The following is a 12,535-nucleotide window of genomic DNA, read 5'->3' on the forward strand; positions in this document are numbered from 1 at the left end:
GGTCACTCCTGATGCAGGGCCTGGATGAGGGCGCGCTGGACTGCGCGGAGGGTCTCGGCCTCGCCGGCGTCGTGCGGCACGGTGACGCGGAGGCGCACCGCGCCGAGTTCACGCGACCTGGCGATCGGGACAGCTTGCAGGGATTCGTGAAGACCGGCGGCCAGGCGCTCGCCGGCGCCGCGGTCGTCGCCCGGGACGCGGACGCTGAGGCTGCAGATCCGGAGCTGGGGTTCAGACATGCACGACCAACCTCTCCCGGTCGCGCCGTTCGAGGGCGCGGCCGTCCTTGTCGAGCTCGCGCTCGAGGCCGCGGACGAGGTGGCCGAGGCCGAGCGGGCGCTTCTCGCTGCGGGCGACGAAGGTCGCGGCGAGCACTGCGTTCTTGATCTGGGCGCCCGAGAGGTCGACGCCGCCGAGGGTGTCGAGCGCGGCCGGCGAGACGTCTGTGCCGAGCTCGGACAGGACCTGCTGCCAGATCTGCCGGCGCGCCGCGGCGTCCGGGCGCGGGAAGTCGAGGACGTGGCGGATCCGGCGGATGAAGGCAGGATCGATGTTGGCCTTCTTGTTGCTCGCCAACACGGCGACGCCGGCGAAGTCCTCGAGCAACTGCAGGAGGTAGTTGGTGTCGCTGTTGGCGTGGCGATCGTGGGAGTCGCGGACGTCGGTGCGGCGGGCGAACAGGGCGTCGGCCTCGTCGAACAGCAGGACTGCGCTCATGCCGGCGGCGACGCTGAAGATCTTCCGCAGGTTCTTGGCGGTCTCGCCGATGTACTTGGAGACGATGGTGGCGAGGTCGATGCGCACGAGGTCCTGGCCGAGCTGGGCGGCGAGCACCTGGGCGGCCATGGTCTTGCCGGTGCCGGCGGGACCGGTGAAGAGGGCGACGAGGCCGGTGCCGCGCGGGTACAGGCGGCGCGCCTCGGGCCGCTCCCAGAACTCGGCACGGTCGCGGGCCTCGAACACGAACTCGGCCAGGTGGTCGCGCAGCTTGGCCGGCACGACGAGGTCGGCGAGGTCGAAGGGGCAGCGCAGGACGTGGCCGAGCTCGCCCAGGCGGTGGCGCGAACGCTCGCGGCACAGCTCGGCGGCGGCGTCGACGCTGGCCGGCCGGCGCAGGCCGACGGCCGCGAGGTCACCGACCGGGAGGGCGTAACGCCGTGAGACCTGAAGGACATGTTCTTCCGGCCATGTCCTGGCGGTCGGGACGAGGCGCCGCCACAGCGCGGCCCGCTCGGCGAGGTCGGGCGCGGGCAGGTCGACGCGCAGGTCGACGACACCGTCGACCGGCGCAGGGCGGTCGTGCGCGGCGCAGACGACGGCGGCGAGGCCGAACTCGGCGGCGGCTGCCGGCAGGGCGCGAGCCTCGGCGGGCAGGTGCCAGATCGGGATGGCGTTGAGGACGCGAGCGTGCCGGACGACGAGGCGGCAGCGCTCGTCGAGCTCGGCGTCGCCGAGAGCAGCGACGTCGACGAGGAAGCTGGCGAACTCGAGGGCGCGGAACACTGCGGCGGCGAAGCTGCGGCGGCCGCTGCCGGGCTGCCCGGCGACGACGAGGCGGACGGAGACGCCGGCGTCGAGGGAGTCGACGAGGGCGTCGAGGACCTGGCGCACGGGCCAGCTGGAGAGCGGCTCGCGGAGCACGGGGCGAGTGACGACTGCGGCGAGCTCGGAGGGGACCGGGACCTGTCCGATCAGCCAGCCGGTCACCTGAGGATCGATCTGCAGCACGGCGGGGACCCCGGGCCCGGCGTCGCGCTCGTGGACGAGGCGCCAGTGGCGGAGCGCGCCGAGGGGCCGCAGCAGCGGCGCGAGGGAGCGGCCGAACAGGTGGCGCACGAGCTCCTCGGTGACGCCCGGGACGCCAGTGAGCCGCTGCAGGGCTGCCGCCAGCGCGGGGGTCCGCTCGACGGCGACGCAGGTCTGCAGCAGCTCGAGCTCGCCTGAGTCGAGGCCGAGCGCGAGGACGAGGTGCCGCAGGGGGTTGTCCCACGCGTCCTGGAGGAGGCAGGCGTCGAGCTCGGCCTCGACGGCGGCGAGGCGGCGCTGCAGACCGGCGAGCTCGTCGCTCGCGGCGTAGAAGCGGGCCTCGTGCGCGGGCAGGTCGAGGCCGAGGCGCGCGAGCGGGTCGGCCTCCTCGTGCTCGAGGTGACGCACCCACGCGAGCCGTCGACGCACGCGGAGGATCACGCGCTCGCACACGAGGTCGAGCACGGGCGGCGCGTCCGGCTCCGGAACGCGCGTTGCGGTGGCGAGGCGGTTCACTCGGCCACCTCGATCCAGTAGGGCGGCGCCTCGGCGCCGCGGACGATCAGACGGAAGGGATGATTGCCGGCGTCGCCGTCGTCGAAGTGCAGATAGAGGTCGAGGTGCTGGCCGTCGGTGATCTCGAAGGTCTTCGGAGCGCCCCCCGGCGCCTCCGTGTAGGCGATGCCGTCGACGTAGACCTCGATCTGTCCGGCGAGCGCCGGATCCGTCAGGTTGGTCCCCGTGGCGACCTCGACGGGGAGCGCGACGCCGATGGCTCCGACCGGTCCGTTGTCTTTGACGAACGGCGTGACCGCGAAGGCGAGCTCGTTGGAGCGCGAGGTGACGGTCTTGCTCAGGCCGCCCGGCAGGGCGACATCGCTGCTGACCTGGACCGAGACACCGTAGATGCCGGGCAGGATCTTCTTGGGGACGCCGTCGACGTTGACGCTAGCCTGGATCCGCGCGGTGATCCGGGTCGAGGTGACGTGAATGTCCCAGGCGGAGTTGACCGCGGGATCGACGACGATCTGATTGTTGGGAGGGTCGAACAGCGGGCTGCGCAGGACCAGCCGACCGCCGCCGAGGCGGCTGCCGTGGAGGGCGAGGTGATTGTTGGGCACCTCCGGGCTCGGCGGACCGAGCAGCTCGAGCGCGACGCGGGCGGGCGAGGCCGGCAGGGCGATCGGGTCGCCGCCCGGCGGGGTGAAGCGAACGACGCTGTGCGAGCTGGCGAGGTGCATCACCCCGGTCGGGACGATGTAGTTGCCGACCGAGAGCACGTAGCCGGGGATGTGCGTGACCGGCTCCGGCTTCATCAGGACGACGCGGACCTCGTAGAAGGCCGAGAAGCGGATCAGCCGCTGATCGTCGCCGTTCCAGAAGGTGGCCGACTCCTCCGGCGCGACCGGGCGATAGATGATCTGCAGGGCGTTGTCGCTGCCGCGCAGGCCACCGTCGAGGATGTCGACGGCGCCGATCTTGGTGTCGTCGTCGACGATCGGGTAGTCGTGCAGGGCCTTGAGCGCGTAGCCCAGCAGCTTCTGCTCGCGCATCGGCTCCGGCTTGTCGTCATCGCCGTAATGATGGGCGGTGACGACGTAGAACAGGCTGAGAGCCAGCGGGGTGTGGAACGGATTGGAGGAGCCGTCGCGCGCGACGGCGTTCTTGTAATGGGCGTCCTCGCGGGCGTGGTAGAGATAGACGCTGATCGTACTCTTGGTGGATGTCGGCAGCTGATCGGGCGCTTGCGGGACGACGGTGGCCGAGCCGATCCGGGTCGTGAGCAGGGTGATGAGCGTCTCGGTGACGAGGGACAGGTCTTCGAGTGCCATGATAATCTCCGTCGATCAGAGCTGCCCCAGGCCGAAGATGGTGCGCCGGCGGGCGCCAGCGGCGGGCGCAGGCGCGGGCGCGGCGGCCCGCGAAGGCTCGCGCTTGGGTGATTCCCGCCGGGCCGGCGCGGGCGCCGGGGCGCGCACGACCTCGATGTGCAGGCTGCCGATCACCACGCGCGGGGTGACAGGCTCGGGCGCGGCAGCGACGAGCGGGCCCGGGTCGCGCGGCCGCGGCTCGAGGCGCGCGACCGGCTGGGTCGCCGCGATCGCGGGCGCGATCGCGGCTCGCGGCTGCGGTTGCGCAGGCGGGCGAACCTCGCGGGTCTCGGTGAGGCTCGCCGGGCGGGGGTCGAGCTTGGGCGCATCGGGCCGCGCGGGGGCGACGATTCGCCGCGCGGGCGAGCGCGGCGGATCGGCCACGCGCGTGTGATTCATGTCCTGAGGGACAGGTGCCAGGACGGCCGGGGCCGGCGGCGCAGTGGTCGGGGCCGACGCGGGCGCGAGCGGCTGGACGACCTGCGGGGCGCCGATCGGGCTCGTCGCTGCGGTGGTATGAATGTCCGTTCGGACAGGTTCACGATTGCCGGCGGGCCGGGCCTCGGCTGGTTGAACCTCGCGGGTGCGCTCCACGATCCGCTCGAGGCGGCGCTCGACCACCGGCGGGGGGGAGGCGAAGGCCGGCGGCGTGCTCGCCGGGACGACCGGGGCGGGCCAGGTCGCAAGCGAATCGTCGCCGCCGTCGTCGCCGAGGTCGGCCATGGGCGAGGCGGGGCCGAGGCGCGGGTCGCTCGGCCGCTCGAAGAGGTGCGGCAACATCACCGCTCCCCCACCCTCCGTGCGCCGCTGCAGGCGTCCGGTGAAGTCGGTCATGCCGGCCTCCGGCGCGCGGCCATGTCGGCCTCGATCAGCGTGACGTAAAGCTGCCGCTGGCTGCGCGGGAGGTCGAGGATCTCCTTGTGCGACCAGTGATAGGCGACGGCGATCCGATGCACGTCGCGGGCGAGCCACTGACCCTCGCGCTGGAGCGCGGCGAGCAGGAAGGACTGCAGGTCGAAGTGAACGACGCCGTCGCGCTCGCAATCGGGGCAGCGGGCGTCGAGCTCGAGGTCGAGGACGGGCGCCTGCCGCTCGAGCGCGGCGAGCAGCGGCGCCGGATCGGCGTCGGGATCGCCGCTGACGAGGCAACGGGTCGCGAGGGTGCGCCGGGCGTCGGCAGGGTCGAGGCCGGCGATGGCCTGCTCGTCGCGCCAGCTCGGCAGGCGAAACACCCGCCCGTCGGCCAGGCGGTAGTGCCCCGCGCTGTCTGGCCCTTCGGCCAGGTCCTCACCCGCGAGGCTGTCCTGCAGGGCGGCGAGCGAGAACTCCAGCTCGAACGGGTGGTTGCAATGGACGCAGCTGGCGCGGGTGTCGATGCGATCGCCGAAGACGGCGCGGTAGACGGCGGCGAGCAGGCGATCGCGGTCGCAGATCGCCAGGTCGCCGGCCGAGCCGGGCAGGACGGCGTCGTCGGAGCCGGAGACGAGCAGCCGGTCGAGCAGGGCGACGGCGACTGCGCTCGAGGTGCCGCGCACGAGGCTCTCGTCGTGGCCGCAGAGCTCGCGCAGGCGCGCCCTCCGTCCATTCGCCAGACCTGGCTTCAATGTCAGCTCCAACATCATCGCCCTCCCCACGCCATAGTCGCGCGCCGCTGCGTGGCGCGCCCCCTGCCCGCTCACGCCCGGCCGCGAGGGCCGGGCGCTTCATGCGACCACGCCGATCAGGTCTCCAGGACCTCGACGACGTCCGTATCGCGCTCCCAGCCCTCGTTCTCGAGCACGATCGACTGGATGGCGACCGCGTCGCCGTTGGCGTCGAGATCCGGCAGGGCCGTGTACGAGCTGACCCAGCAGCGGAACACGTTGTAGGCGGCGACGACCGTGCCCTGCAGGTTCAGCATCTCGATGCGGAGGTTCTCGCGGAAGTTGAGCAGCGAGACGGCCCCGTCGCCCTCGGTGCTGTGGACCCGGTTGGCCCAGTTCTCGAAGTCGCGGTCGTGGGTGACGCCGCGCTCGAGCGTGATGGCCTCGAACTCGGTGCGCCCGGGCGACTTGCGCGAGGTGCTGGGGTCGCCGCCCTCGCGGTGCTTGACGACCTCGGTGGTCCGCTTGAGCGACGAGACCTTGCTGACGCCCGCGACGACCGTGCCGTCCTCTCGCTTGACCCTGAACTTGAAGTTCTTGTACGGGTCGAACCGGTGAGCGTTGACGGTGAATTGTGGCATTGTCGATACTCTCCTCGGAAATGTCGGTTGCGCTCACTCAGGTCTGGATCTGCCCGGCGATCTGCTTGAGCTGGACGACCACGAACTCCGCCGGCTTCAGCGGCGCGAAGCCCACGATCACGTTGACGATGCCGAGGTTGATGTCGTTCTGCGTGGTGGTCTCGGCATCGACCTTCACGAAGTAGGCGTCGGACTTCTTCTGGCCCTGGAACGCGCCCTGGCGGAACAGGCCGTGCATGAAGGCGCCGGCGGCGAGGCGGATCTGGGCCCACAACGGCTCGTCGTTGGGCTCGAACACGGCGAACTGCAGGCCGCGCCGCAGGCTCTCGGCGAGGTACAGGGCGAGCCGGCGGACCGGGACGTACTTGTATTCGCTGCCCGAGTTGTCGTAGCCGTCCATCGTCCGCGCGCCCCAGCTGACGATGCCGCCCGTGAACACGCGGATGTTGTTGGCCGCCTGCTGGTTGAGGTCGCCGTTCTCCGGATCGGAGGTCTGCCGCTCGACGCCGAGGATCCCGCGGATGTCGGCCTCCAGCCCGGCGGGCGCCTTCCACACGCCGCGCTGGGCGTCGGTACGCGCGATGACGCCGGCCATCGCGCCGCTCGGATCGACGGGCTTGACGAGGTTGAACTCGTTGAGGGCGAGTAGCCGCGACCAGTAGAGGATGCTGTGATCCTTGACGAGCCCCACGCGCAGGCCGGCGATGCCGGCGGTGACGTCGGCGGCGGTGACCCAGCTGCTCGGCGGGTCGACTAGCAGCACGGCGCGCCGCCGCTGGCAGAACGCGCTCGCCGGGCCCCACAACACGTTGCGGTCGGCGTCGCTGGCCTTGGCGTCGCGCGGGAGGACGAGGATGTTGAAGATGTCGACCTCGCGATCGATGAGCTCGTAGGCCTCGTCGTAGTCGGTCGGCGTGGGACGGTCGCCGTCGAAGCCCTCAGTGCCGTCAGTCTGGAAGCCGCCGGCGCCGCCGGGCGCCAAGCTGTAATAGCGGGCGTTGCCGAAGTCGGCAAAGCCGAAGTTGTCGAACAGTCCGGCGCCGGTCGAGGTCACCGTCACGCCCGCCCCGAGGTTGGCGCCGCCGGTGAGGCGATAGAACGCGAGCGTGTAGCCGTGGACCTGGGCCCGCCAGGGGAAGTTGGCCTTGCCCTGGGCCTTCGTGTTGAACTGCGCCGCGAGGGCATGCAGCTTCTCCTGCACGTTCAGCAGCGAGTCGAGGGAGGTGATGTTGCCCTTGTAGAAGCGGCCGGTGCCGGTCGTGTTGAGGTTGAAAACCTCGAGCGTCGTGCCGTCCACCTCGATGGCGATCGCGTCGGCGATCTGGAAGTTCTCCTGGTCGAGGGCCGCGAGCCTGCCGAGGTTCTCGTGGCTGATCGTCGTGTGCAGCCCCGTCGGCGCCGGGCGCTGCGCGCCGTAGGGAGACTGCTCCAGACCGCCGCGCGCCGCCCCCATCTGCATGTACGTGGCGATGTCGTTGGCACCGCCGGACGGGATCACCTGGACGGCGCTGCCCGCCGACGTGACCCTGAGCAGGGCCTTGCCGGTACCGGCTTGGACGACGGTCACCAAAATGCCTGCCGGGAGGCCGGCGAAGGTGCCCGTGTCGGCGTCGAAGACCGCGTTGGCCGGATTGCCGCCGTCGACGACGAGTGTCAAGACCGCGCCGTCGGGGATATCGATATCGGTCAAGTTCGTGCCGTCGACGACGCGAGCGCCGACCGAGAACCCGTTGCCCAGTACCACGGGTACGCGCTCGGTGGTCACGAGCGCCGAGTTCTGGCCGACGATGTCGTCGACGAACCGCGGATCACCGGGTCGCATGCTCAGGTTCGAATGGACCTCGGTCTCCGACTCCTGCAAGCTCGTCGAATTCACGCGGGTCACGGTCAGGTTGAACAGCTCGCTCGGGTTCTGCGTCGCGTAGTCGATCGCCACCCGCAATTCGCTGCCGCGGCGGCCGGCCTCGCGGGCGGTGACCTTGAGGACGCTGTTGCCCGCCAGATCCTCGAGCGTGACGGAGGCCGGGGTGGCCGTATCGTCGGCGATCCGGGTGATGATCGCCACCGTGCCGCCGTTGGTGAAGAACAGGCGCACCGCGGTGGCGAGCTCGCTCTCCTCGGTGCCGGCGCCGAAGTTGCGCTGGAACTCAGTGAAGTTGAACACTCGCGTCGGCTTGTTCATCACGCCGCGCTCGGTGCGACCGACGAACAGCGCGGTGGAGGTCGAGACCCCCGTGATCGTGCGTACACCCGAGGGGACCTCTTGAATGTATACACCAGGATACGTCAATGCAACCATGAATCCTCACCCTCCCTTTTCACGCACTGCGTGGTTTTGCCGACGATGCAACGGCAAACTAGAAGCCGTGGTTCCCGCGAGCAAGCGGCGATTGTGCGCACCGCGATCGGCCGCGCGGCCGCCGGACCGAACCGTGCGGCGCGATGTCATGACATTGCGCGCTCCCGGACCGCCGCGCCGCTCGAGTCGGCGTATAAGGAGGCGACGATCGGCGCCGCGGCGAGGCGCGCAACTAGACAACACCGACGGCGAAGCATCGCAATGAGGGCTGCCGACCATTGCGCGAGCGACGCGAGACCGCGCCGCGAGGCCGACGGACGCGGCGTCGCAGCGCGCGGAACCGGGCCGAGGTGCTCAAGTTCGGTGATTGGGCGCACGGATCTGGAGCGGACACCGGGCGAGATCTCCTCGTCACCGCGCGGACCGCGGGCCGCCTGACGGAGCGCCGATTGGCCCAAAACGGTCTTACAACCGGGTTCTGGTGGGGACTCGGGCGGGGCGGCCGGCCGCAATGAGCGCGGACGTCCTCGCGGTCAAATGTCCGCCACCCCTTCCATCGTCGGACACGCGGTATTCACAGTCCTTGTAAGCGCATCGGGTTTACCGCGGAACGGCCCCCGGTCGACCCTCGGCGGAATTTTGCGCGGGCGACGCAGGCTGCTGCCCCCATTCGTGGTCAGCCGGACGCGTCTGCGAATCGTACGCTGCGAATGCAATGTCCCGGCGCCCTGCGTAGCTCCGCCGCGCCGCGGGAGCCGGTCCCGTGATACTCTGCCGGGCCCTTGCCCCGCATCGGCAGACGCTCCGAGCTCGTCGCGTCCGCGCGGCAGTCGCCGGCGCTCCCCGAGATGGCCCTGCAGGCCCTCCGCGAGCTCGTGAGCGGCTTACCTGCCGCGGCAACCGGCCCGGAAGACGACCTCCGGCCGCTGCAGCGCGACCTCATCGGGCTGGTGACGCGGCTGGTGTTTCGCCTGCACGCGGAGGCTCGCGGCCGGCTGTGGGGTGATTCGCTGTTCGACCTGGAGGCGCGCCTCGACGCGGACGCTCCCGGCGACGCAGAGGGTCCCGAACGGCGGCACAATGCCTGGCCCGAGCTGCTCGCGCGGATCCGCGAGCTCGGCGGCGGCGCGCCGTCCTTCGAGTCCGCGGGCCCGGACGACGCCGCCGTGCGGCGAGCCCTGCGGGCGCTGCTGGGCGTGGAGAATCCGCGCGGGTGGTACGGCGCGCTCGACCTCGAAGCGCTCGGCGGGGTCTACGAATCGCTGATGGACTACCGCCTGCTGCGCACGCGCGGGCCGGGGCTGATGGGGCGGCCCGGGGCCGCCGTCGTCGATCTGAGCCAGATCCTGTCCCATGCGCCAGGCGAGCGCGGGCGCCGGTGTGCGGCGGCCGGCCTCGTGCTCGACGCCTCGCTGCAGCTGGCGCTCGCGGGCGCCGACAGGCCCGAGGACGTGCTGGCTGCGGCCGGCGAACGGCCCGGGACGCGAGCCGTTCAGGTGCTGCCGCCGGGGTCGCTGTATTTGCGGCCGGGCGAGGAGCGCCGGCGAGCGGGCGCTCATTATACGCCGCGCGGGCTGGCCGACCCGATCGTGCGCACGGCCCTGCGGCCGCTGCTGGTGGCGCTGGGCGAGCGGCCGACCCCGGCGCGGCTGCTGGCATTGAAGCTGTGCGACCCGGCGGCCGGCTGCGGCGCGTTCCTGCTGGCGGCTTGTCGTCAGCTCGGCGAGCGGCTCGAGCAGGCCTGGCGCGATCACGGTGTGGTGATTGCACCGGACGTCGACGCCGGGGCGCTCGCGCGGCGCGAGGTCGCCCTGCACTGTCTGTACGGCGTCGACAAGGACCCGTGCGCCGTGCATCTGACGCGGCTGTCGCTGTGGCTGCTGACCGGCGCCGAGGGGCCCCCCTGCCCTTTCATGGCGGCGGCGGTGCGCTGCGGCGACGCGCTGGTCGGGCTGAGCCCGGCCCAGATCGCCGCGTTTTCGTGGGACCCCGACGTGGGCGGCCCGGCCGGCGACGGAGCAGACGCATCGATGCATTCGCCGGAAGGCTGGTCGGTGGGTGCGTCGGTCGTTCCCGGCATCACGGACTGCGTGCATTCCTCGGGCCCCGCGCGAGCCGGCCCAGCGACCGCCGCTGGCGCGGCTGTCTGCGAGCATTCTTTCGACTCCGCGCAGACCGGCTCGCCGCTCCCCTCCGGAGAAATGAACTGCATGCATTCCTCGTCTCTCGCGCGAACGCGCTCGACCGCGCCCTGCGTCACGGACTGCGAGCAATTCTCGACGCGAGCGGGACCGCCGGCCGGCTCTGGTGACTGCCCGCATTCCTCGTCGCTCGCGCGCGCTCGCTCGACCGCGCCCGGCGTCATGGACTGCGAGCATTCCTCGGGGCGAGCGGGCCCGCCGGCCGCTTCGGATGACTCTGTGCAAATGTCGGCGCGCGATCGGGCGCGCCGGATCGGCGACGCCGCGATCGCCGTGTTCTTCGCCCACGACGGCGAGCGGCGGCGCGAGGAGCAGCGCGACCGGCTGGCGCGCGCGACCATCGGGCCGGCCCGGCGCGGCGACCTCCACGCCCTGGCGGCGCTCGATCGCCTGGCCGCCGGGCTCGCCGGTCATGAGCCTGCGGTGCTGCCATTTCACTGGGAGCTCGAGTTCCCGGCGGTGTTCGCCCGCGACGAGCCTGGCTTCGACTGCTTCGTCGGCAATCCGCCGTTCTTCTGGGGCAATCGCATCAGCCGCGCGTTCGGCGATCGCTACCGCGATTGGCTGCTGCGCTGCTACCCGGGCTCGCACGGCAACAGCGACCTCGCGGCCTATTTTCTGCGCCGCTCGTTCGCCCTGCTGCGCCGCGGCGGCACGCTCGGCTTCGTCACCACCAATTCGATCGCCGAGGCCGACACCCGCGAGACCGGGCTGGGGCCGCTGCTGCGCGCCGGGGGCGTCGTCTACGAGGCGGTGCGCAGCGCCGAGTGGGACGGGAGCGCCAGCGTCCGCGTGGCGCACGTGTTCGTGCGCAAGGGCGGCGACCCGGGCGAGCGCCGGCTCGACGGTGAGGTGGTCGCGGAGATCGGGGCCGACCTGCGGCGGCCGCGGGCGGCGTGGACGGCGGTGCGCCTGCGCGAGCGCGCGGAGGAGAGCTACAAGGGCGTCGACTTCGGCGGCACCGGTTTCTTGCTGACGGCCGAGCAGCGCGACGCCATCGTCCGCGCCGCCCCGCACGAGGCGGCGTGCATCTGGCCGGTGTTGAACGCCAGCAACTTCACGGCCTCGCCGCAGCAGCGGCCCGCGGGCTTCATCATCAACTTCACGGGGCTCAGCCTGGCCGAGGCCGAGCGGTTCGAGCGCTGCATGGCGATCGTCCGCGAGCGCGTGCTGCCGCGCCGCGCGACGGACAAGCGCAAGGCCCGGCGCGAGCGCTGGTGGCTGTACAACGAGGCCTGCGTCGGCCTGTACCGGGCGATCGCGGGCAAGGCCGCGGTGCTCGTGTGCCCCGTGGTCGCCAAGTACGTCACGTTCGCGCTGGTCGAGGCCCGCGCGGTGTTCACCAACGCGCTCAACGTGTTCACCTTCGACGACCACGCGTCGCTCGCGGTGCTGCAGTCGCGCGTCCACGAGCTGTGGGCATTGACGCACAGCTCGAGCCTGCGGGCCGACCCGCGCTACAACCCCTCCGATTGCTTCGAGACGTTCCCGTTCCCGGCGGAGTGGCAACATTCTTCCGCGCTGGCGGAGGCCGGGCGGCGCTACGACGAATGCCGGCGCCGCTGCATGCTCGCCGGCGATCACGGATTGACGGGCCTCTACAACCGCTTCCACGACCCCGACGATCGCGCCGGCGACATCGCCGAGCTGCGCGAGCTGCACGCCGGACTCGACCGGGCAGCGCTGGCGGCTTATGGCTGGACCGACCTGGCGGCGCAGGCCGAGGCGGGGTTTCGCCGGCGCGACGAGGGCGGGCGAATCACCCGACCGATGATTCGCCTCGAGTGGCCGGCCGCGTTCGCCGACGAGCTGCTGGGGCGCCTCCTGGCGCTGAATCAGCGGCGGGCCAGCGCGGAGCGGCCGGCGAGCGCGACAGTCACGCCTCGTCCGGGAAGCTGAACCGGAGGCTCACGTCCTCGCCGCCGGCCTCGGCGATCCGCTTGCGCAGGCGCGCCTCCGCTGCCGCCGACCAGTCGCCGAACCCGCTGATGATGATAGGCCCGGTGGTGTACGCCTCCATGCGGACGATCGGGTTGCGCGGGCCGCCGCCGAGGATGTCGACGAGGACCTCGCGCTTGTCGAGCGACTCGTCCTCGTAGGCCCACGCCTTCAGGGCGGCGAGCACCTCGTCTTTACGCTCGGGCGGCCATTTCCCGACCTTGGCCACGAATTCCAGGTTGACCGACATGTTCGC

The 12,535-nt window shown here is 71.7% G+C and carries 9 protein-coding genes; 1 reads left to right on the forward strand and 8 read right to left on the reverse strand.

Going from position 1 to position 12,535, the window contains the following annotated elements; all coding sequences use genetic code 11:
* Positions 1 to 2: 2 nt before the first annotated feature.
* From OV090_RS06605 to OV090_RS06635, 7 genes are all read right to left on the reverse strand, one after another.
* Positions 3 to 239 carry a hypothetical protein gene (locus tag OV090_RS06605; protein ID WP_267702645.1) on the reverse strand — a complete coding sequence of 79 codons (237 nt, stop codon included), beginning with the start codon at positions 237 to 239 and terminating at the stop codon, positions 3 to 5.
* A complete protein-coding gene (locus OV090_RS50525) occupies positions 232 to 2,262 on the reverse strand; it encodes an ATP-binding protein (RefSeq protein ID WP_267702646.1) in 2,031 nt (676 codons plus the stop codon). The genes OV090_RS06605 and OV090_RS50525 overlap by 8 nt, the downstream gene beginning before the upstream one ends.
* Positions 2,259 to 3,578: a DUF4255 domain-containing protein gene (locus OV090_RS06615; protein ID WP_267702647.1), complete on the reverse strand. Its 1,320-nt coding sequence runs from the start codon at positions 3,576 to 3,578 to the stop codon at positions 2,259 to 2,261. The genes OV090_RS50525 and OV090_RS06615 overlap by 4 nt, the downstream gene beginning before the upstream one ends.
* Before the next feature lie 15 nt (positions 3,579 to 3,593).
* The gene (locus OV090_RS06620; RefSeq protein ID WP_267702648.1) at positions 3,594 to 4,451 is read right to left on the reverse strand and encodes a hypothetical protein; all 858 of its coding nucleotides are present in this window, start codon (positions 4,449 to 4,451) and stop codon (positions 3,594 to 3,596) included.
* Positions 4,448 to 5,236, reverse strand: coding sequence for a hypothetical protein (locus OV090_RS06625; protein ID WP_267702649.1), 789 nt, complete (start codon positions 5,234 to 5,236; stop codon positions 4,448 to 4,450). Before OV090_RS06625 ends, OV090_RS06620 begins: the two co-directional genes overlap by 4 nt.
* Before the next feature lie 101 nt (positions 5,237 to 5,337).
* On the reverse strand, positions 5,338 to 5,841 hold the full coding sequence (locus OV090_RS06630) for a phage tail protein (RefSeq protein WP_267702650.1): 504 nt from the start codon (positions 5,839 to 5,841) through the stop codon (positions 5,338 to 5,340).
* 37 nt (positions 5,842 to 5,878) lie between these two features.
* The gene (locus tag OV090_RS06635) at positions 5,879 to 8,140 is read right to left on the reverse strand and encodes a phage tail sheath subtilisin-like domain-containing protein (RefSeq protein ID WP_267702651.1); all 2,262 of its coding nucleotides are present in this window, start codon (positions 8,138 to 8,140) and stop codon (positions 5,879 to 5,881) included.
* A 782-nt stretch (positions 8,141 to 8,922) separates the two neighbouring features.
* On the opposite strand from OV090_RS06635, the gene OV090_RS06640 reads away from it, so the two are divergent.
* Complete coding sequence (locus OV090_RS06640; RefSeq protein ID WP_267702652.1) at positions 8,923 to 12,240, forward strand: type IIL restriction-modification enzyme MmeI; 3,318 nt, start codon at positions 8,923 to 8,925, stop codon at positions 12,238 to 12,240.
* Here the strand turns inward: OV090_RS06640 and OV090_RS06645 are convergent.
* Positions 12,218 to 12,529, reverse strand: a complete 312-nt coding sequence (locus tag OV090_RS06645) for a hypothetical protein (protein WP_267702653.1) — start codon at positions 12,527 to 12,529, stop codon at positions 12,218 to 12,220. The genes OV090_RS06640 and OV090_RS06645 overlap by 23 nt on opposite strands.
* Positions 12,530 to 12,535: the final 6 nt, after the last annotated feature.

Origin of the sequence: Nannocystis sp. RBIL2, from assembly GCF_026626745.1 — a bacterium.
Taxonomy (GTDB): domain Bacteria; phylum Myxococcota_A; class Polyangia; order Nannocystales; family Nannocystaceae; genus Nannocystis.